Raw genomic sequence first — 20,773 nt, 5'->3', positions numbered from 1 at the left:
GCTCTGAAACGGCGCAGATACTGCGCCGTTTTTTCATGCCTGCTGCTCGACAATTTCCCGCAGAACCGTGGGCAGATGTGCATAATGAAAGCTGTATCTCTTAAGACTGATGTGATTGTGTATGAGTGAGTTGTTTGCCAGCATGTCCGCCAATCAGGTCGGGCGTGACTTTGTAGTCGGTGATGTGCACGGATGCTTCACCGAATTGCGTCAGTTACTGGAACAAGTGGTGTTTGATGGCAGTCGCGACCGGCTGTTTTCCGTCGGCGACCTGGTGGATCGCGGCCCTGAGTCGCGCCAGGTGCTGGAGTGGCTGGCCAAACCCTGGTTTCATGCGGTCAGGGGCAATCACGAACAGATGGCGCTGGAGTTCGATCTGGCGCAGACCGATGCCTGCGAGCGCTACCTGAATAATGGCGGTGGCTGGTTCATCTGTCTGGATGAAAAAGACAAGCAAGCCTACCGTGCCGCTTTCAGTCGCCTGCCGCTGGCGATGGAAGTGGCATGTGAGCACGGTCTGATCGGCTTGTTGCATGCCGATTGCCCGCTGGATGACTGGAACCTGTTGCGTCAGCAACTGGCCTTGCCCCTTCCCTGGGGAGAAGATGGCGGCAAACTGCTGCGCCAGATCACCTGGTGCCGTTTGCGTGCCAAGGGCATGGTGCGCAAGCCGGTCGTTGGCGTACATATGCTGTGCGTAGGACATACTCCACAGCGCAAGGTCAGGCAGATCGACAATGTCTGGTATTTGGATACCGGCGGGGTTTATGGACGCCAACTGAGCATGTTGCAGCTGGATAACATGCTGACACATAGCGTGAATGTAGCGGACAAGGGCTATGGCGGTGACATGCTGGAAAGCTGAGTCGCCCGATGTACTCAGCCACATTGCTGTCATGTTGTCCCGCATGGCAGCTTGCTGGTAGTGTTCCAATGTTTGAGCCTGCACAACTTATTGCTTTATATGTGCTTGGCATATTTTTGTGCTGTTATTATGTCGCCTGATTTTCGGGTAACTGGTCCCGCGTGCCGGGTTAGTCTCATTCCCTTGTAACAGGCTGTTTTATGTTTGCATCAATGTTGTTGCGTCATGAATCCGGGCTGCACTGCTGCCCTGCGGATCTGCTATTGCCGTGGCATTCTGGCGCTGTGCCGGGACGGCCGGCATGAGTAATTCATCCATTCCCTCTCCCTGTCAGCAGCGTTGCCAGCTGGATGCCACTGGCGAAAGCTGCAAGAGTTGCCGTCGGACCCTAAAAGAAATAGCTGGCTGGCCTGGCTTTAGCGACTACGAGAAAAAAGCGGTGTGGAACCGCTTGCTGTCCTTGCCGCCTATTGCACAAGCCAAACAGTGCCAGCGTTGCGGCGACACATTTCGTTGCGGTATCGGTGACGGCGAAGATGCCTGCTGGTGTACCAGGCTGCCCAATGTCATGCCCTTGGCACAAGATGGCGGCGACTGCCTGTGTCCGGCCTGCTTGTTGCAGGCCATTGCACAGGCTCCTTCCGCTTCGCCGGGGGATGCCGCTCAGGATTCTTCAGGCCGATAGTAACTTGCCGGTCTTGAATGACTGTGCGGTGGCTACCTTGGCTACCGTCATGCCTGCGGTGGCATACGGGTGCAATTCCTGTGCGTACAACATGCCACCATAGCGCGAACTCAATACCGCTACCTTGTCTTGCAAAGGGTCAATGATTTCGGCCACTGCCTGGCCCGCAGCCACCCGTGTGCCGGGTGCCAGCAGGAAATTGACCACACCCGGATGGGGGGCCAGCAGGTTTTCCGAGCCGGATAAGGGGGTGGCCGGGAAGGGTAGCGGTGGCAGTTCCGGTGCATCACCCGCAATCAAGCCGCGCAGGCAGAGAAAATCCAGTATGGCGTGCGCGTCCTGCCTGGCCAGCGCCTGTGCCACCTGATGTTGCCCACGCAACTCCACGGTGACTGACAGACAAGCCATTTCGATGGGCACATCCAGGCCATCCTGGCGGCACAGGGCATCCAGCTCCCACCAGGTTTGGCTGCAGGCTTCGTCAAACGGATAGTCTCCGGACTCGGTGGCCAGCAATTGCGCATGCGACTGCAAGTAGCGTGCCAGAGGCTCACATTGTGGCCATAGCGGCGTGCCGGTATAGACATGCAAGGCCGCATTGCTGTCGCAGTGCAGGTCCAGCACGATGTCCGCATCGGCGGCCAGCAGGAGCAGCTGCTTGCGCAAGCTGACCAGCTCGGTCGGTTCGGCCAATTGTTGCAGGTGCTGACGCATGGCTTGGCGGATCAGTGCGGTATTGGCTTTGGCATCCTTGCCCAGCTGATGCTTGACCGCGGTATAGACCGCCTGGGTCAGTTGCGGGTAATGGCGGTTGAAGTTCTGTCCACTGGCCAGTTCGAAACGGCCTAGCTGATACCCCAGCAGCGACTGGGCATGGCCAATCGGGTTGGCTTGCGGTACCAGAATGATTTCACCGGTAATCTTTCCTTCTTTTTCCAGTGCTTGCAGCGCCTGTTTCAGCTCCCATGCGGTCAACATGCCAGGCAGTTCGTCCGCATGCAAAGAAGCCTGGATATAAGCCTTGCCAGCAGAGGACGCTGCGGTACCAAAGTGAAAGCTGGACAGCTGGCGTTGTGTTCCCAGGCAGCTGGATGTCAATGGATGTTGGTGATGAATCATGAGGGCTCCGATGATGCCGCCATCAAATGCCGGCTTGAAGATGATGCAGCCAATAATGTAGCGCGTTGTGTCCATGCTGTCTAAATGACTGCCTTGGCGAATCGCTGTGACAGGTCTGTGCTGCTGGCTTTAACAGGGTAGAGAGGTTTGTCGATGAATGATCAGAAAATTCCTATTGTTTGTTAAGAAATAACCCGGATAGTGATTGCATTGCCCTTTCTAAGCTTAAGAGAGGCTCATGGTCAGTATGCTTTAGCTTCAGTCAGAGCCCCTGAGCGTAGTGGAAGTCGGCGGATAATCACAAACAGGTGTCAGTGTCATGTCATATCATCATTTTATTTCAATGCGGCGGTGCATCGGCCACCGCTTGCAAGCACGCGCGGCGGACTCGGCTCCCGGCTCTTACGGACCCAACGAAGGAGCCGGCACGCCCGAGTCGGAACTGTGGGCCGACGGGTTGCAACCACGGGTACTGGTTGCTGAAGATAATCTGGCCAATCTTTTTCTGCTTAACAGCCAGTTGCTACGACTGGGCTGCCAGGTAGTGGGAGTCAGTAACGGGCTGGACGCCCTGACCCAATGGCAGCAGGGGCAGTTTGATTGTCTGCTGACCGATTTGAGCATGCCGCAGCTGGGTGGTTTCGACCTGGTGCAGCAGCTACGTGCTGAGGGTGACTCGCGCCCGGCCATCGGGATATCCGCCGATCCTTCCGAACGGGATCAACAACGCGCGCAGGAAGCTGGCTTCAATACCCTGCTGCCCAAACCGGTTACTTTGCCGGTGTTGCATACCATGTTGCTGCGTTACAGCATGGCTGTCAGCATGCAGCGACTGCCGGTGTATGAAGAGAGTAGCCTGACCGCCTTGTTCGATGGCAATCAGGCTTTGATAGAAAAATTTGTCACCAAGCTGTTAGAGAGCAACCAACAGGATTCTGCCGCTGCCAAGGCATGCTTTGTCGAGCGTGACTGGTCTGGCCTTGCGCAGATGCTGCACAAGATCAAGGGCGCGGCGCGCCTGATTGATGCCCGCCAGGTGGTGCGGGCGTGCGAACAGCAGGAGAGAATCTGCAAGACAGGTAATGTCGAGCAACTGGAAATTCTGCTGGCGGATCTGGACTTGCGCCTGCAGACGCTGTCCCAGCAATTGCGCAGCTTATCCTGAGTCTTGACAGCCAAAGAGCTGCCGGTTGCCCGGCGGCTCTTTGGCTGTTTTTCTGATGGCGATGCTATGCGCTTATCGCCGGCTGATGATGGCTTGCAGAATCCGGCGGAAGGTGGCGACTTCATCTGGCGTGAAGCTGGCCAGCATGGCGGCTTGTTGTTGCTCGGCCAGATCATGCAAGGCCTCGGCGTGCAGCTTGCCTTGTTGGGTCAACTGATAATGCTGCCCCTGCAGGCTGATCAGCTCCTTGCGTAACAGCATCTGGGCAGCTTGTTCCACTTCGCGATCCGGCATGTTGACCTCACCGTGCATGGATGCGATATCCAGGCCTTGTTCCATCACCAGCAGCATGCGCGCTTCGCTGGTACGTAGCCCGGTAGCCAGTTGCAGTGGCTGGTAATGTTGCTGGTAAGCCCGTACCGCCTGCGTCAGCAGGTAATAGACATTGCCATCCAGCCGCTTTTGCCATTGACGGTCTGCTGGGCTGCTTTCTTCTTTCTTTTGCTGCAAGCCATGCGGCAATGCCATGGCATAGCTGCCCTGATGGTAGAGCAGCGGGGCGCGGCCAAAGTCGTCCAGCGCCACTACCTTGCCCAGCATGATCCAGTGGTCGCCACCATCATGCATGGCATGACGTTCACACACGAAGCGGGCGGCACAGTCTTCCAGTAGTGGCGCGCCACCGGCTCCTTGGCTGTGTGGTACACCGGCAAAGCGGTCCTCACTGGGCCGGGCAAAGCGGTTGGACAGGCTGATCTGGTCTGCTGCCAGGATATTGACGGCAAAGTGGCTGGCCGCCGCAAATACCGGATAGCTGCCCGAGCGCTTGTCTATGCTCCACAGGATCAGCGGAGGGTCCAGCGATACCGAGTTGAAGCTGTTGGCGGTAACACCCACTTGCTGTCCGTCCGGCCCGCAGGCCGTCATCACGGTGACGCCGGTGGCAAAATTCCCCAGCGCGCGGCGGAACAGGCGCGGGTCATCCACGCTGGCTGATGGTTTGCTTGTCATCCTCATCTCCTTGTTTTGCTTGTTGCCGGGCGGTGTCAGACCATGCTCGGGTCCGGTTCCAGTCCCATCAGTTCGCGGCCAAGGATCTGGGCGCAGACATCGTAATCGGTATAAGCGTGGGCACCGGTCATGTGCGAATCGCGGAACAGGCGTTGCAGCTCGTTGCCTTCCATCCAGCTGGTGGCACCGGCGGCGCTGAACAGTCGGTCTACGGCTTCGATGCACATCTTGACCGCGTATGCCTGATTGGTACGCCAGTAGGCCAGTGTCAGGCGGTCCGGGTAGGTGCGGCGGCGACCATGATCGGCATGATCCTGCCAGGTCTTTTCCAGCAGAGCCCGGGCGGCGGCCACCTGGTGGGTGGACTCTGCCAGGCGCATCAGGGCCGGCGTGGCGGTGCCGACGCTGGCACCGGTGTAGGCCCGCACGCGGTTGGCGGTTTTGTCCTTGAAGGCTTGCAACATGCGCTCGGCAATGCCCAGGCTGATGGCGGCAAAACCACTGGCAAAATAGGGGCGATACGGCGTGGTGAAAATATCGCTGTCCGGATACAGGCCAAAGCCGCTGGAGCGGCCTTCCATCATGTCCTTGGCCGCTTCGATGCGGTGATTGGGGATGAAGGCATGGCGTATCACCAGCGTCTTGGAACCACTGCCCTTCATGCCCATGGCAAACCAGTTGTCGCGGATTTCATAGTCGCTGCGTGGCAACACGCCAAAGCTGTAGACCAGTTCGCCCTCGGCATTCTTGCGGCGCATGCCGACAATGGCCCATTCAGCGTGATCGCAACCGCTGCTCCAGCCCATTTCGCCGCTCAGGTAAACACCGCCCTCGGCTTCCTCGATCTGGCTGAACGGGGCAATGCTGCTGCTGGCGGTGGCGTCCGGGTTGTTAGCCCATACTTCGTCCTGCAATTGTTGCGAGAACATGGCCAGCTGATGGCTGTGTGTGCACAGCAGGCTGAACGCCCAGGCAGTGCCGCCGCAGGCCCCGGCCAGTGCCGCCACACAGTCGGCAAACTCCGGCAGCGAAATTTCCAGCCCGCCATATTTCTTTGGCTGGAAAGCGCGGTGCATGCCAATACTCTTGAGCAGGCGGATGTTCTGTTCCGGTACCTGGCGCATGGCTTCGGACTTGTCGGCATTGGCGGCAATTTCCGGCAGGATTTGCTGCAGCCGGTTCAGCAGGGTGTTCTCGCTCATGAATATCTCCTGTTGCGTGTATTTGTTAATAAGTTAAGTATTTGTGCCGTGAATAAGGATTGGCAGCAGCGCGTTGGCACTTGGTGTTGTTGTTTGACGAGCAGGGAAGCGCTGGCAACTGACTGCATTATGTGGTGCATTCTGCAGCCAATAAATACAAGTTTCAGGTTGATTACTGTACTTTCCATGGCTTTCCTACTGTGGCTGTCAGCTTCGTACAGGTAAAAAAACAGCCACTCTGCACAGAGTGGCTGACAAGGATGGTGCAGCGAAAAGGAGAATCTGTCCATCAGAGAGGGTTGGTGTCAGAAGCCGTGGCGTAACCCCATGGCCAGACCGTGCACGGTACTGCCAACTGGCACACTGCCAACACTGCTGAAGCCAAAATCATAGGCGGCGCTGCCATGATTCCAGATTTGCGCATAGAGGGCCTTCAGCGTGGTGTGACGCGACAGGTCATATTCGTAGCCCAGCTCGGCATGGCGTGCGCGCCCGGTATCGGTGGCGGCAATGCCTTGCAGCTTGCCGGACTCACCATACTGGCCAATCAGTCGTCCATGGTCGCCAGCCCCGATCACGGCCTGGGCATACCACACATTCTGGCTGATGCTGCTGCCCTGATAACTGGCCGCAGCAGTGGGTGTGAGCTTGCCATCGGTGTGGTCAAGCAGCAGGCCGATACGGCTGACATCGCCAAAACGGTAATAACCGCCCGCGCGCAGGTTCCATACCTGGCGGAACTGGGTGCTGCTGCTGGCAGCATCATCCACACCGGTGTCGATGCGCTCATAGGCTGAAGTCAGCAGCCATGGCCCACCGCGATAAGTCAGCCCCAGGTCAAACACGCTGGCGGTATGGCTGGCACCGGTGGCGCGCGTTTCTACCGCGTCATAGCCTACGGTTGCCGTCACTCCCTGCCAGCTGGGGCTGGTGTACTGCACGGCATTCTTGCGGCGGGTGTCAAAGGGGCTGGTACGCACCAGCGTATTACCATTGCCGTCCGCCGGGGTGGCGCTGCCATAGCTTTTCAGCAGTCCGTCAGTGGACAGGATATTGCCCAGTTTGCCCAGCAGCGCACCGGACATGCCGATGCCGGTATTGCCTTGATTGACATCCAGCATGCCGGCCACCAGACGGGTGGGCGGGCTGATCAGGCCCGCCTGTAGGCTACCGGCTGGTGTGGCCAGACCGACAAAACTGTCGCGGGTGCCAAAGGTGGCATAGGACGGTGCGCTATCCAGCCAGAGATTGCTTTCCAGCTGCCAGTAGGCGCTGAGGCCGTTGCCCAGTTCTTCACGCCCCTTGAAGCCGATCAGCGAACTGTCCGAGCTGATACGGCGCACGCTGTTGGCGGGCTGACCGTTGGCTGCGCCACGGGTGCCGACGGATTCGATGGTTTCGTCCAGCGTGCCGTACAGGGTGACGTCGGCGTGGGCCAGCAGCGGCAGCAGGAACAGGGCTGCCCAAAAATGTTTGCCTTGCATGATATGGCTCCGGTTTGGGCCTGCGTTGCCGATGGACGGGCGCAGGCCATCGCGGTGTGCGGCCTGGTTGCCGGACACCGTGCAGGTAAATAGGGAAGGGTTAATGGCTTAGTGGCGTGCCGGCTTTTGCAGCGGAATCAGCAAAAACACCAGTGCGCCGATCAGCAAGGCGGCTACCGCATACAGCAGGCCGCTGGTGAAACTATGCGACATGTCTTTCAGCCAGCCCACCACAAAGGAGCTTAGCGCCGAACCGATATTGCCGGTGGCGTTGATCAGTGCGATGCCCACCGCCTTGGCCTTGGTGGACAGCGTGGTGTCGGGGGTGGTCCAGAAAATGGTCATGGCGGTAAAGGAACCGGCCGATGCCATCACGATGCCGGCGAGGCGCACCACCGGGTCACCGGCATAGGCGGTCAGCAGCCAGCCCGCAGCAGCAAACAGCATGGGAAGTACGGTGTGCCATTTGCGCTCCTGGGTGCGGTCGGAACGCGCGCCCCACCACAGCATCAGCACAATGGTGCCCAGTTGCGGAATGGCGGCCAGGATGCCGATGGTGACGTTGCTACTGCCGGCATTGAAGCTTTTGACGATTTGCGGTACCCAGATATTCACCATGCTCAGGGTATTGACCAGACAGAAATAGGCGAAGGCGAATTTCAGTACCGTGGGTTGCAGCAGCTCGCGCATCACACCGGAATGTTGCTGGGTTGGCTGGTGTGCTTCGGCGTCCAGCATGTTTTGCAGACAGCGCTTTTCCTCTGTGCTGAGCCATTTTGCCTTGGCGGGGGAGTCATCCAGATAGAACCACACCACCACGCCCAGCACGGCCGAAGGCAGGCCTTCTACCAGAAACAGCCATTGCCAGCCGGCCAGTTGCCAGATGCCGTCCATTTCCAGCAGATAGCCTGATACCACCGAACCGAGCGCGGCCGTCACCGGCATGGCAATCATGAACAGCGCATTGGCGCGGGCGCGGTAAACACGCGGAAACCACAGGGTGAGGTAGACCAGCATGCCGGGCAGGAAACCGGCTTCGGTAATGCCTACCAGCGCGCGCAGGATGTACAGGCTGGTAGCGTCATGGGCAAACATGGTGGCGGTGGAGGCAATGCCCCAGGCCACCATGATGCCGGCCATCCAGCGCCGCGCACCTATGCGGCTGAGCATGATGTTGCTGGGTATGCCGCACAGCACGTAGGTGATGTAAAAAATGGTGGCGGCAAAGCCGAACATGGTGGCCGTCAGGTTCAGGCTCTTGGCCATGGTGAGGCCGGCAAAGCCGATATTGATGCGGTCCAGAAAAGAAAATACGAACAGGATGAACAGGAACCAGATCAGCCGACCTGAAACCTTGCGAATCACCCGTTGTTCTTGCTGTAGATCTTGATCAAGCGCCTGATCGCCAATGGCGGACGCGCTGTGGCAGGTCGTGGTTTTGTCCAGACTCATGCATATCTCCTCTATAGGGTGCCGGGAGCGTTCCGGCGTGTTGTCCTTTGTCGTGGTGCCTGCTCTTGTTGGCAGATCACCTTGTTGCTGTGCTGCGTTGTGCTGTGTGGCGGTGTGGTCCTTTCTGTTAGCGTTAAATTAAACATATTAATTATTTGAGCGCTGAATACAGCGCCAGCGGACGACCCGCAGGGCCGCCCGGTTTGGTATCAGTACACGCCACTGGCTCCGGCCTGCTGACCACCGGTTTTGAAGCGTCCGGCCAGTGCTTCGGCACTGCGTGCCAGCACGGTGCTGTCCACGCCGACGGCGACAAACTGCGCGCCCAGCTCAATGTAATGACGGGCCAGTTTTTCGTCGGCCATCAAGATACCAGCCGCCTTGCCTTGGGCGCGGATACGGGTGATGGCCTGTTCGATGGCGGCTTGTACTTCCGGGTGGGCAGGCTGGCCGAGGTAACCCATGTCGGCAGATAAATCCGCCGGGCCGATGAACACGCCGTCCACGCCCGGTGTAGCGGCAATGGCGTCCAGATTGTTCAGCCCCTCACGGGTTTCGATCTGCACCAGCACGCACAGCTCCTCCTCGGCGCGCTTGAGATAACCTTCGATGCGGTTCCAGCGCGAGGCGCGGGCAATGGCGCTGCCCACACCGCGGATGCCGTGCGGCGGATAACGGGTGGCGGCTACCGCCAGCGCCGCTTCTTCGGCGGTCTGCACCATGGGCAGCAGCAGGGTTTGCGCGCCGATGTCCAGAATCTGCTTGATGCGCACCGGGTCGTTCCATACCGGCCGCACCACCGGGTGGCTGGGGTAGGGGGCGATGGCCTGCAACTGGCCCAGCATGTCATTCAATTCATTGGGTGCGTGTTCGCCGTCAATCAATAGCCAGTCGAAACCGGCACCAGCCAGCAGCTCGGCACTGTACGGGCTGGCCAGGCTCAGCCACAGGCCGATCTGCACTTCACCGTTTTTCAGCGCAGCCTTGAAGCGGTTGGATGGGTTCTGCATGGAATTTTCCTTAAAAAACAAGAGCAGCTAACATGAGCGCAACGCCCCTGATACAAGGCGCGCCGACGCAGACAGTACAAGGTGTACGGCCAGGAGGCGCAACGCAGCAGCAGGGTTTTTGTTCGCTGATCTAAACAAAGCGGCAACTGATGGCACCCAGCGGCCCATAGTCCACATGGAAGGTATCGCCAGCGCGGGCCGGTACCGGGCGGGTGAAGGAGCCGCCCAGAATCACTTGGCCGGGCTTGAGGCTGACATCAAACGGGGCCAGCTTGTTGGCCAGCCAGGCCACGCCATTGGCCGGGTGGTTCAGTACTGCCGCAGCCACGCCGGACTCCTCGATCACGCCGTTGCGATACATCAGCGCGGATACCCAGCGCAGGTCCAGTTCGGACGGCTTCACCGGGCGGCCGCCCATCACCACCCCGGCATTGGCGGCGTTGTCGGAAATGGTGTCGAACACCTTGCGCGGGCGGCCGGATGCCGGGTCGATGGACTGGCTGCGGGCGTCGATGATTTCCAGTGCCGGAATGACAAAATCCGTGGCCTGGTACACATCGAACAGGGTAATGCCCGGGCCTTTCAGCTCCTTGCCCAGAATGAAGGCCAGTTCCACCTCCACCCGCGGCACGATGAAGCGGCTGGTGGGAATGTCGCTGCCATCGTTGAAGAACATATCGTCCAGCAGGGTGCCGTAGTCCGGTTCGTTGATCTGCGAGGACATCTGCATGGCGCGCGAGGTGAGGCCGATCTTGTGGCCCTTGATGGTGCGGCCCTCGGCCAGCTTCATCTCCACCCAGCAGCGCTGGATGGCGTAGGCGTCCTCGATGGTGATGTCCGGGTAGTCCAGCGAAATCTGGCGGATCTGCTCGCGTTGCTGCTCGGCCTGATGCAGGCGCTGCGCGGTGGTGTGGATGATGTCTTGCGTCAGCATGTGGTCTCCTTGTTGGTGATGCCGCCAAAGCACAGGTATTTGGTTTCCATGAATTCTTCCAGCCCCAGCCGTCCGCCTTCACGCCCCAGGCCGGACTGCTTGATGCCGCCAAACGGGGCGACGGCGGTGGAAATGGCACCTTCGTTGATGCCCACCATGCCCGCCTCGATGGCTTCGGCCACCCGCCAGCAGCGGCTTACATCGCGGCTGTAGAAGTAGGCGGCCAGGCCCGACTCGCCACTATTGGCCAGCTGGATGGCTTCTGCCTCGTCGTGAAAGCGCAGCAGCGGGGCGAGCGGACCAAAGGTTTCTTCCTGTGCCACCAGCATCTGTGCGGTGATATCAGCCAGCACGGTGGGCTGGAAGAAGTTGCCACCACGTGCATGCGGCGCGCCGCCAGTGAGTACGCGAGCCCCCAGACTGACGGCGTTGGCGATGTGGCGCTGTACCTTGGCCACGGCGGCCTGGCTGATCAGCGGGCCTTGCTGCATCCCAGCCTCGCTGGCCGGGCCAACCTGTAGTGCTGCTACAGCAGTGGCCAGCTTGCTGGCGAAGGCATCATAGATGCCATCCTGTACCAGCAGACGGTTGGCGCAGACACAGGTCTGGCCGCTATTGCGGAATTTGGCAAACAGCGCGCCCTGCACGGCGGCATCCAGATCAGCATCGTCAAACACGATGAAAGGGGCATTACCGCCCAGTTCCAGCCCCAGTTTTTTCACCGTGTCGGCACACTGGCGCATGAGCAATTTGCCCACGGCGGTGGAGCCGGTGAAACTGAGCGCCCGCACCAGCGGGCTGCTAGTGAGTTCGCCACCGATTGCTACCGCATCAGTGCCGGTGACGACATTGAATACGCCGGGCGGCAGGCCAGCCTGTTCGGCCAGCGCCGCCAGTGCCAGTGCTGACAAGGGTGTTTCGGCGGCGGGTTTCAGCACCACGGTGCAGCCGGCGGCCAGCGCCGGAGCCACCTTGCGGGTGATCATGGCGTGCGGGAAATTCCATGGCGTGATGGCCGCCACCACGCCCACCCCCTGGCGCACGGTGAGCAGGCGCTTGTCCGCAAAGGGGCTGGGAATCACTTCGCCGTAAATCCGTTTGCCTTCTTCGGCAAACCACTCGATATAACTGGCACCGTAGGCGATTTCGCCCAGACTTTCTGCCTGCGGTTTGCCTTGTTCCAGGCTGATCAGGTCGGCCAGTTCGTTCTGGTGCTGCAAGATCAGCGCATGCCAGCGCAGCAGCATGGCAGTACGCTGCTGTGCGGTCAGCGCCCGCCAGGCAGGCAAGGCTGCATGGGCGGCAGCAATGGCCGCGCAGGTTTCAGCTGCGCCCAGATCAGCCACCCGCGCCAGCAGTGCGCCGCTGGCCGGGTTGTGCACGGCAAATTGCTGTGCGCCGGATAGCCATTGGCCGTTGATATAGGCCTGCTCACGCAGCAGGGACGGGGTGGGGCTAGTCATGGCGTTCATGAGGATTTCCGGGAAAAACGGATCAATTGCAGACTCAGCCAGGCTGCGACACCGCAGGCCATCACCAGCAGGCACATGGCGCGCGGGCTGCCGTCAAACAGGTTGGCCACCAGCGCACTGGCCAGCATGCCGCAGCCAAACTGGCCAGATACAGCCAGCGCCATCACCGCACCGGCCCGGTCGGCATGCAGTTGCAGCAGCCGCGCCATGGCATTGGGGCCGATGCTGCCGGTCATGCCCACGCTGAACAGCAGCGGCAACACCGTCAGCCACAGGCTGTGCCCGGCCAGCAGCCACAGTGCGATGCCAGCCACGGTGACGATGGCGCATTGCCATTGCAGCAACTGGTCGATGCTGTGCCTGGACAGCAGGCGGCGGTTGAACAGGCTGAACAGTACGATGGCGATGATGTTGAGCCCGAACAGATAGCCGTAGTGCTGGGGTGCCACACCAAAGTATTCGATGTAAACAAAGGGCGAGCCGGTGATGTAGGCGAACATCGCGCCAAAACTCAGGCCCAGTGCCAGGCTGTAGCCCATGGTGGGCAAGTCCAGCAGCAGGTGGCCGTAGGCGCGGAAGGCCTTGCCCAGGGTGATGTCGTTGCGGCCGCTGGGCGGATGGCTTTCCGGCAGGCGCAGTGCCACCACCGCCAGCGATGCCGCGCCAATCAGTGCCAGCAGCAGGAACAGGCTGCGCCAGCCCGCCAGCAGCAATAGCCAGCCACCCAGCAGCGGGGCCAGCAAGGGGGCGATCATGGTGATCTGCTGCATCAGCGTCAGCACATGGCTGGCCTCAGTCAGCGGAAAGGCATCGCGCACGATGGCGCGTGCCATCACCGTGGCCGCACCGCCGCCCGTGGCTTGCAGCACACGCAGGACAATCAGCTGTTCCGCCGTTTGCGCCACAGCGCAAGCCAGGCTGGCCAGCACATACAGGCTGAGGCCGGTCAGCAGTACCGGGCGGCGGCCATAGCGGTCGGACAGCGGGCCGTACAGCAGCATGCCGCCACAAAAACCGGCCAGAAAGCTGCCGATGGTCAGCTGGATGCGTGCCACCGGCGCCGCCAGATCCGCCGCAATGGCGGGCAGGGCGGGCAGATACATGTCGATGGACAGCGGGCCGAAGGCCACCAGCACACCGAGCAGGACGATCAGCCGGGCTTGCTGCTGCGGATTGCGCACTTGTTGCATGACAACGGCAGCCTATTTGAAGCGCTGATGCACATTGTTGTGCTTGTAGCTGAGCTTGGCATCCAGCTCGCTCAGCTCGAATGTCAGCGCCAGATAACGGGCATCAAACAGCGGGGCAAAGTGTTGCTTGATCAGCGCAAACAGGCCCTGTGCAGTGCGTTCGCGTTCTTCAAAGGTGCGGCCATGGCCGATTTTCAGGCTCATGTGGACAAAGGCGTAGTCGGCCTCGCCATCGGCCATGCGCCAGGTGTCCAGCCAGATGGCACGGCTGCGGATGCCCGCCACCGGATACAGACCGGTGCCAATCAAGTAGGCATGGGCTTTTTCGAACAGGCCGGGCAGGTCGGCCTGCTCGCGGATATTGTCGGTACATTCGACGATGAAATGCGGCATGGAATCCTCCGGGGAAAACTGCCTGCCTGCCGGGGCAGGGCTGGCCGTGTTGGGCAAGCAATCAGACGGGAAGTACCACGTTGATCTGTCCGGTGCCAGAGCTGCCAAAGTAAGGCGTGACCACCTCGGCCTTGCCCTGGTATTCGTCCCAGCCCAGCGCGCCCAGCAGCATGGCGGTGTCGTGCATGAAGCCTTCGCCATGACACTTTTCCGCATACTCCGGCAGCATGGCGCAGAAGGTTTTCCAGTCACCGCGTTGCCACATGGCCACTACTTCGTGGTCGAAGCTTTCGAGGAAGGGGCTCCATACCTTGTGCAGGTATTGCTCGGCCACGCCGTTCTGGGCAAAGCGGTGCGACAGCGAGCCACTGGCGAGAAAAGCCACCTTGCCGTCGTACTGTTCTTCCACTGCCTGACGCATGGCCATGCCCAGCCGGGCGCTGTCCGCCAGGTTGTGCACCGTGCACATGGCAGACACCGACACCACCTTGAAATGCTGGTCGGCATTCATGTAGCGCATGGGAACCAGCGTGCCGTACTCCAATGCCAGCGTGGTGGCGTCATGGGCACGGGTGTGTACCCCTGCCTTGCTGGCGGCATCGGCCAGCAACTGGCCCAGCGCCGGATTGCCCGGATAGGCATAGGGCAGGTTCTTGATGAAGTGCGGCAGCTCGTTGGAGGTGTAGACCCCTTCAAACTCCGGGGCGCAGTTGACGTGGTAACCGGAATTCACCAGCCAGTGGGTATCGAACACCACGATGGTGTCCACTCCCAGTTCGCGGCAGCGACGGCCGATTTCCTTGTGGCCGTCGATGGCGGCCTGACGGCAGCCCTGATGCTGGCCGGGCAGTTCGGATAAATACATCGACGGCACGTGCGTGATCTTGGCCGCCAGGGCGAGTTGTCCCATGGAGTGTCTCCTTTGTAGTCGTGAGGGCGGTGGGCATTGATGTGTGCCACAGCCAAGAGGCCGGGCGTTCTGTGGCGCCCTGACCATCTGTTGTCTTACTGTTGTCTTAAGAGCTGCTAACAAAATAGCGCAGCGTCCCTGATGCAAGGCGCGTCGACGCAGACAGTACAAGCAGTACGGCTAGGAGGCGCAATGCCGCAGCAGGGTTTTTGTTAGTAGCGATAAGTTCACAGGCCCCAGCGCGGAATGTGATGCCCGCCCATCGAAATGCACACGTTCTTGATTTCGGCAAACACCTCGAAGCTGTACTCGCCGCCTTCGCGCCCGGTGCCGGAGGCCTTCACGCCGCCAAACGGTTGGCGCAGATCGCGCACGTTCTGGCTGTTGATGAACACCATGCCCGCCTCGATGCCACGGGCCAGACGGTGGGCCTTGCCGATGTCCTGGGTCCAGATATAGGACGCCAGGCCGTATTCCACATCATTGGCCAGGCGCAGCGCGTCGGCCTCGTCGTCAAACGGCATCAGGCACACCACCGGGCCGAAGATTTCTTCCTGCGCAATGCGCATGCGGTTGTCTACATCGGCAAACACCGTAGGCTGGATGAAGTTGCCGCGCGCCAGATGGGCGGGCAGGCCGGCCGGGCGTTCCAGACCACCGGCCACCAGACGGGCGCCTTCCTCCATGCCGATGCGGATATAGCCGGTAACCTTGTCGTAGTGCTGCGGGGTGATCATGGAGCCGACCTGGGTTTTCGGGTCTTGCGGGTCGCCGACGATCAGGCGCTTGGCGCGCGCGGCGAATTCCTCGACAAACTTGTCGTACACCGGGCGCTGGATGAAGATGCGGCTGCCTGCGGTGCAGCGTTCGCCATTGAGCGAGAAGATGGTGAACAGCGCGGCGTCCAGTGCGCGGTCCAGATCGGAATCGGCAAAAATCAGCACCGGCGACTTGCCACCCAGCTCCATGGAAAACTTCTTCAGGCCGGCATTCTGCATGATGCGCTTGCCGGTGGCGGTGCCGCCGGTAAAGGACACAGCGCGCACATCCGGGTGGCGTACCAGCGCATCCCCTGCGGTGGCACCATAGCCTTGCACTACATTGAACACGCCGGGCGGCACGCCTGCTTCCAGTGCCAGGCGGCCCAGTTCATTTGCCGTGAGCGGGGACAGCTCGGACATCTTCAGCACTGCGGTATTACCCAGTGCCAGGCAAGGCGCGGTTTTCCAGGTGGCAGTCATGAAGGGTACGTTCCACGGCGACACCAGGCCGCATACACCTACCGGCTGGTACAGCGTGTAATTGAGCATGCTGTCGTCCACCGGGTAGCTGTGGCCGTTCATGCGGGTGCACACTTCGGCGAAGAAGTCGAAATTGTGCGAGGCGCGCGGAATCAGCACGTTCTTGGTCTGGTGAATCGGCAGGCCGGTGTCCAGTGTTTCCAGCTCGGCCAGCATGGGCACGTTCTGGTCGATCAGCTCGCCCAGGCGACGCATGATCTTGGCGCGTTCCTTGGCCGGGGTGCCCGCCCACTTGGGGAAGGCTTCCTTGGCGGCGGCCACGGCGGCGTTGATTTCGTCGGCACCGCCGGAGGCCACTTCGGTAATCACTTCACCTGTAGCCGGGTTGACGGTTGCAAAGACTTCCTTGCTTTCGACCTCGCGGCCGTTGATCCAGTGCTTGATCATCTTGTGTTCTCCTGTGCGTGCGCAGCTGCTACAAGGCTGCGCCGGGTAATGTTTCACACGGTTTGCGCCTGGCGATCCGCGTATTGCGCCTCGCTGACAATGTGGTTGACCAGACGGCCCACGCCCTCCACCTCGACGATGACTTCATCGCCCGGCACCACATCGGCCAGTCCTTCCGGCGTGCCGGTGGCGATCATGTCGCCGGGGGACAGGGTCATGAAGCTGCTGAGGTATTCGATCAGGAAAGGAATGTCGAACACCATGTCGCTGGTGTTGCCCTGCTGACGCAGCTCGCCATTCACCCAGGTGCGCAGGGTGAGCGATGCCGGGTTGGCCACGTCGCCACGGTCCACCCACCACGGGCCGATCGGGGTGAGGGTGTCGCGGTTTTTCACCCGCAGATTCGGCCGGTAGTAGTTTTCCAGATAGTCGCGTACCGCATAGTCGTTGCACACGCTGTAACCGGCCACGTAGTCCAGCGCCTGTTCGCGGCTGACGTTCTTGGCGGTCTTGCCGATGATCACCACCAGCTCGCACTCGTAGTGCATGTACAAGAGATTGTCCGGCCGTACCGATACCTGACGATGGCCGGTGAGGGTGGCAGGGGACTTGAGAAATACCAGCGGCTCGGTTGGTGCCTTGAAGGCCAGCTCGGCGGCGTGGTCGGCATAGTTCAAGCCCAGGGCGAACACCGTGCCTTCGGCCGGTGGCAGCCATTCCACTGCATCTTCGGCAAAGCGGCGGCCATCGGCCAGCTGTACCGAATGGTCATCGTTAACCAGTACCGCGTGAATGTCTGCCTCTCCGGGCAGGCGGATGCGGGCGTGTTTCATTGGGCGCTCTCCTCGGCAATCAGGCGGTTTTCCAGGCGGCCAATGCCGTCGATTTCCACGGCCACGGTGTCGCCTGGGCGGATTTCCAGCTGGCGCAGCGGGGTGGCGGGGATGATCACGTCGCCCGGCTGCAAGGTCATGAACTGGCTGAGGGCGGCAATCAGCTGCGGCACACTGCGCAGCCAGTCGCGGCTGTGATTGGTTTCGGCTAGTTCGCCGTTCAGGTAGCTGCGGATTTCCACGTTGAGCGGGTTGATGGCGGCGGCGTCTACCAGCCACGGGCCCATCGGGCAGAAACCGTCACGACATTTGGCCTTGACGGCCGGGCGGTAGAAGCTGCTTTCTTCCAGGCTGATTTCATTCACCACGGTGTAGCCAGCAAGCACAGCCAGCGCCTGATCTTCAGCCACTTTGCTGGCCACCTTGCCAATCACCACGCCCAGCGCACCACCGGCAAATACCTTGCCCGCCTGTGTCGGCAAGGCGATGGCGCTGCTGTGGCCAGCGTGGGTATTGCGCGGCTTGATGAACAGCACCGGCGTGGCCGGGGCTTTCTGGTAGGGCGGCTGCTGGAAGTCGGCTTCCAGCTGTTCCAGCAGGCTGCGGTGGTTCAGCGCCACGCCATAGACGGTGCCAGTGGCGGGAGCCAGCCATGGCGAGGTGTCCGCCAGCGGATTGCCGTTGTCCAGCAGCAGTTTGCCATCGGCCAGTGCTGTCACGCGGCGGGCTTGCTGGTTCAGCACGATGCGGCCTTGCTTCATCGGTCTCTTCCTTGTTGTAGTGGTGGACAGCAGGGCTGGCCATTTATTTAATATGTTAACTTTATACGGGTCTGCTTCCGTCTTTGTCAACGCGCTTTGTCTGCTGCAAGCGCTGTTGCTGCCCACTATGCCATGTGGCATGCCGCATTTTCTAAGGAATTAACTGTACTTTTCATGGAATCTCTGCGGGCGCTGGTTTATTCGTTTTCGCTGGGATACTGTTTGGAAATGCCAGAAAACCAATCAATTCAATGGACAGTGGCCGGTTGTGGCTTGCAGCTGGAAAATGCTTGCTGTACAAAAGATGGAAATCAGTCGGCATGTGGCATTTTGCGCATATGACAGCATGGAGCCGCCATGAAGCAGGAAAGCCGTACCCCGATTCCCAATATCGACATCGGCAAGGTGTATGACAGCCGCTATGGCGAGTCGGATATCAATGTGGAAGCCTTTGGCAAGCTGGCGGAGTTTTTTGGCCGCAATATGCCGGTGCACCGGCACGACCGCTTCTTTCAGTTGCATTATCTGGCCAGCGGGCAGATTCGCCTGTATCTGGAAGATCAGCATTATGTGGCACGGGCACCACTGTTTTTCTTTACCCCGCCCACCGTGCCGCATGCCTTCATTACCGAAGCTGATGCCGAAGGCTATGTACTGACCGTGCGGCAGGAACTGGCACGCCAGCTGCTGCATACCTTGCCGTTGACGCAGCGCGAGGCGGGGCTGATGCAGCCCTTCTGTGTGGAACTGGCTGATGGGGCGGCTGCACAGCAGCTGCCACAATTGCTGGCCTTGCTGGCCGGGGAGTATGGCAATGATGCGGTAGGGCGGGAGGCGGCGCTGCACGGCCTGGTGCAGCTGGTACTGGTGACGGCCTTGCGCCTGAGTGCGCAGGGCGAGCACAGCCGGCAATGCCGCCGCGAGGACTTGCAGGTGTTTCATCGCTTCAATGCCTTGATTGAAGCGCACTTCCGCGAACACTGGCCGCTGTGGCGCTATGGCGAGGAAATGGGGGTGACCGAGTCGCGGCTGAATGATATTTGTCGCCGCATGGCGGATTTGCCGTCCAAGCGTCTGGTGCATGACCGGCTGTTGCAGGAGGCCAAGCGGCTGTTGATGTATTCCGCCGGATCGGTAAACGAAATTGCCTATCACCTGGGTTTCAAGGACCCGGCGTATTTCTCGCGCTTCTTTTTGCGTGAAACCGGCAGCAAGCCTAGCGCCTACCGCCAGCAGCATGGGGGATGAGGCATAAGGTGCTGCTGCTTTGCCAGCAACACCCTGCATGGCATCCGGACAGCGGCCTGCCGCCGCAGACGGCACAGCCAGAACAGCCAGAACAGCAAAGAGGTGCAATGCAGGAGGGGGGCAGCGGGTCTTATTGCAGCAGGCTGCGCTGGCGGGTTTCCGATGGCAGCTCGCAAAACAGCTTGCGGTAATCGCGGGCAAAATGTCCCAGGTGGTAAAAGCCCCAGTGCCCGGCGGCGTCACGCACGCCCAGTCCAGCATGTTCCGGGGACAACAACATGCGCCGCACTGCATTGAGCCGGATGGAGCGCAGATAATCCACCGGTGTGGTGCCGGTAATCAGCTGAAAGCTGTTTTGCAAGGTGCGACGGCTGATACGTAGCTGCTGGCACAGGTCCAGTACCGTCACCGGTTCGTCACTGCTGGCCAGCACAATGGCCTGGCTGCGCCGCACAATGTCACAGTGGGTAGCGTGCGTGAGGTTGATGGCCCGCTCCGGCACACTGCCGTGCAGCAGGTCCAGCAGCAGGCTGATCAACTGGTGTTGCACCAGTTTCTGGCTACCGGCAAAGCGCATCAGGTCCGGGTTTTCCACCGCCTGTTCGAACACGTTCAACAGCAACTGGCGGGCATGGGCCAGTTGTTCCGGCGGAATCTGGATCACCGGTTGCCATTGGCGTGAACCATACAGCTGCTGGTACAACTCGGGAGCCAGCGCCTCCAGTTCATTGTTGTGTACCGACAACTGAATGGAGTCCACTTCGGCCGGGGCGTGCATGATGAATTCTTCATTGCTGCGCAAGGCGGTGATGGCATGCAATCCGACCGCACGCCCCTGCAGGGTCAGGGGCAGCGGTGCCCGGATGGGAATGGCAAAGTGCACCATGTCGGCCGGCGCACGGCCATATTGCACCACGCGTTGGTTGAAAGCCTCGCGGAATACTTCCAGGTGGCCGGTATTTAACCTGGACAGCGAACTGTGAAAACGCCCGCCGCTGATCTGGTCGTATACCTGTTGCCAGCCGGGCAAGTGGGCCGCATGACATTGGGCGTCATCGAAATGGCGAACTTCAGCCAGCATGGTGGACCTCCTGATGCATTTCTCCGGTGGCGGCCTGCGGCCCTTCACCTTCTGTTTCTGACGATATAGATGTCAATCAGATGCGATGGCGTGCGCTATCGCCCGGCCTCTGCGGGCCATCCTGTCAGCCTGGGCAAGTCAGTTACCTGTCTGTTCAGGGCATGCTGTCTTGCACTGGTCAAACCCTGACTATATTGGGTCATTTGCAAGCGCGCTGCAAAAAATACTTAATATATTATCTATTTGCCTGTCATCCTTGTCAGGCAAGGC

At 60.3% G+C, this 20,773-nt stretch carries 19 protein-coding genes; 4 read left to right on the top strand and 15 right to left on the bottom strand.

Translation table 11 applies throughout. The annotated features are described in order from the left end of the window. Nucleotides 1–121: 121 nt before the first annotated feature. Both HWX34_RS02065 and HWX34_RS02060 read left to right on the top strand, forming a co-directional pair. A complete protein-coding gene (locus tag HWX34_RS02065) occupies nt 122–865 on the top strand; it encodes a metallophosphoesterase (RefSeq protein WP_178970768.1) in 744 nt (247 codons plus the stop codon). Between the two features lie 301 nt (nt 866–1,166). Continuing rightward, nucleotides 1,167–1,550, top strand: a complete 384-nt coding sequence (locus HWX34_RS02060; protein WP_178970767.1) for a cysteine-rich CWC family protein — start codon at nt 1,167–1,169, stop codon at nt 1,548–1,550. Here HWX34_RS02060 and HWX34_RS02055 read toward each other — a convergent pair. Continuing rightward, the gene (locus HWX34_RS02055; protein WP_178970766.1) at nt 1,539–2,669 is read right to left on the bottom strand and encodes a succinylglutamate desuccinylase/aspartoacylase family protein; all 1,131 of its coding nucleotides are present in this window, start codon (nt 2,667–2,669) and stop codon (nt 1,539–1,541) included. The genes HWX34_RS02060 and HWX34_RS02055 overlap by 12 nt on opposite strands. 319 nt (nt 2,670–2,988) lie before the next feature. Here HWX34_RS02055 and HWX34_RS02050 point away from each other — a divergent pair, with 319 nt between their 5' ends. Beyond that, the gene (locus HWX34_RS02050) at nt 2,989–3,834 is read left to right on the top strand and encodes a response regulator (RefSeq protein WP_178970765.1); all 846 of its coding nucleotides are present in this window, start codon (nt 2,989–2,991) and stop codon (nt 3,832–3,834) included. 72 nt (nt 3,835–3,906) lie between these two features. Here HWX34_RS02050 and HWX34_RS02045 read toward each other — a convergent pair whose 3' ends face one another. The 13 genes from HWX34_RS02045 to HWX34_RS01985 all read right to left on the bottom strand — a co-directional run bounded on the left by HWX34_RS02045 (nt 3,907) and on the right by HWX34_RS01985 (nt 18,174). Next, nucleotides 3,907–4,845, bottom strand: coding sequence for a p-hydroxyphenylacetate 3-hydroxylase reductase component (locus HWX34_RS02045; protein ID WP_178970764.1), 939 nt, complete (start codon nt 4,843–4,845; stop codon nt 3,907–3,909). A gap of 35 nt (nt 4,846–4,880) precedes the next feature. Continuing rightward, entirely contained in the window at nt 4,881–6,047 is a 1,167-nt protein-coding gene (locus HWX34_RS02040; protein WP_178970763.1) for a p-hydroxyphenylacetate 3-hydroxylase oxygenase component, read from the bottom strand. Nucleotides 6,048–6,352: 305 nt separating this feature from the next. Further along, a complete protein-coding gene (locus HWX34_RS02035; RefSeq protein ID WP_178970762.1) occupies nt 6,353–7,531 on the bottom strand; it encodes a porin in 1,179 nt (392 codons plus the stop codon). 108 nt (nt 7,532–7,639) lie between these two features. Beyond that, on the bottom strand, nt 7,640–8,983 hold the full coding sequence (gene hpaX, locus HWX34_RS02030; RefSeq protein WP_178970761.1) for a 4-hydroxyphenylacetate permease: 1,344 nt from the start codon (nt 8,981–8,983) through the stop codon (nt 7,640–7,642). Nucleotides 8,984–9,192: 209 nt separating this feature from the next. Further along, a complete protein-coding gene (gene hpaI, locus HWX34_RS02025; RefSeq protein WP_178970760.1) occupies nt 9,193–9,993 on the bottom strand; it encodes a 4-hydroxy-2-oxoheptanedioate aldolase in 801 nt (266 codons plus the stop codon). A 130-nt stretch (nt 9,994–10,123) separates the two neighbouring features. After that, nucleotides 10,124–10,927: a 2-oxo-hept-4-ene-1,7-dioate hydratase gene (gene hpaH / locus HWX34_RS02020; RefSeq protein WP_178970759.1), complete on the bottom strand. Its 804-nt coding sequence runs from the start codon at nt 10,925–10,927 to the stop codon at nt 10,124–10,126. After that, nucleotides 10,921–12,399 (bottom strand): NAD-dependent succinate-semialdehyde dehydrogenase, encoded by a 1,479-nt coding sequence (locus HWX34_RS02015; RefSeq protein ID WP_370459653.1) that lies wholly within the window; start codon nt 12,397–12,399, stop codon nt 10,921–10,923. Before HWX34_RS02015 ends, hpaH begins: the two co-directional genes overlap by 7 nt. After that, nucleotides 12,396–13,589 carry a Bcr/CflA family multidrug efflux MFS transporter gene (locus tag HWX34_RS02010; protein WP_178970758.1) on the bottom strand — a complete coding sequence of 398 codons (1,194 nt, stop codon included), beginning with the start codon at nt 13,587–13,589 and terminating at the stop codon, nt 12,396–12,398. Before HWX34_RS02010 ends, HWX34_RS02015 begins: the two co-directional genes overlap by 4 nt. Before the next feature lie 12 nt (nt 13,590–13,601). Then, entirely contained in the window at nt 13,602–13,982 is a 381-nt protein-coding gene (locus HWX34_RS02005) for a 5-carboxymethyl-2-hydroxymuconate Delta-isomerase (protein WP_178970757.1), read from the bottom strand. Between the two features lie 61 nt (nt 13,983–14,043). Continuing rightward, a complete protein-coding gene (gene hpaD, locus HWX34_RS02000) occupies nt 14,044–14,892 on the bottom strand; it encodes a 3,4-dihydroxyphenylacetate 2,3-dioxygenase (RefSeq protein WP_178970756.1) in 849 nt (282 codons plus the stop codon). A gap of 227 nt (nt 14,893–15,119) precedes the next feature. Beyond that, on the bottom strand, nt 15,120–16,580 hold the full coding sequence (hpaE, locus tag HWX34_RS01995; protein WP_178970755.1) for a 5-carboxymethyl-2-hydroxymuconate semialdehyde dehydrogenase: 1,461 nt from the start codon (nt 16,578–16,580) through the stop codon (nt 15,120–15,122). A 53-nt stretch (nt 16,581–16,633) separates the two neighbouring features. Further along, on the bottom strand, nt 16,634–17,413 hold the full coding sequence (locus HWX34_RS01990) for a fumarylacetoacetate hydrolase family protein (RefSeq protein WP_178970754.1): 780 nt from the start codon (nt 17,411–17,413) through the stop codon (nt 16,634–16,636). Further along, nucleotides 17,410–18,174, bottom strand: a complete 765-nt coding sequence (locus HWX34_RS01985; protein WP_178970753.1) for a fumarylacetoacetate hydrolase family protein — start codon at nt 18,172–18,174, stop codon at nt 17,410–17,412. The genes HWX34_RS01990 and HWX34_RS01985 overlap by 4 nt, the downstream gene beginning before the upstream one ends. A 357-nt stretch (nt 18,175–18,531) precedes the next feature. On the opposite strand from HWX34_RS01985, the gene hpaA reads away from it, so the two are divergent. Then, nucleotides 18,532–19,422: a 4-hydroxyphenylacetate catabolism regulatory protein HpaA gene (hpaA, locus tag HWX34_RS01980; RefSeq protein WP_178970752.1), complete on the top strand. Its 891-nt coding sequence runs from the start codon at nt 18,532–18,534 to the stop codon at nt 19,420–19,422. 130 nt (nt 19,423–19,552) lie between these two features. Here hpaA and HWX34_RS01975 read toward each other — a convergent pair whose 3' ends face one another. Next, nucleotides 19,553–20,503, bottom strand: coding sequence for a helix-turn-helix domain-containing protein (locus HWX34_RS01975; RefSeq protein WP_178970751.1), 951 nt, complete (start codon nt 20,501–20,503; stop codon nt 19,553–19,555). Between the last annotated feature and the right edge of the window lie 270 nt (nt 20,504–20,773).

The organism is Aquitalea sp. LB_tupeE (genome assembly GCF_013391415.1).
Lineage (GTDB): Bacteria > Pseudomonadota > Gammaproteobacteria > Burkholderiales > Chromobacteriaceae > Aquitalea.
This window is presented reverse-complemented; position numbering and strand designations above follow the sequence as displayed.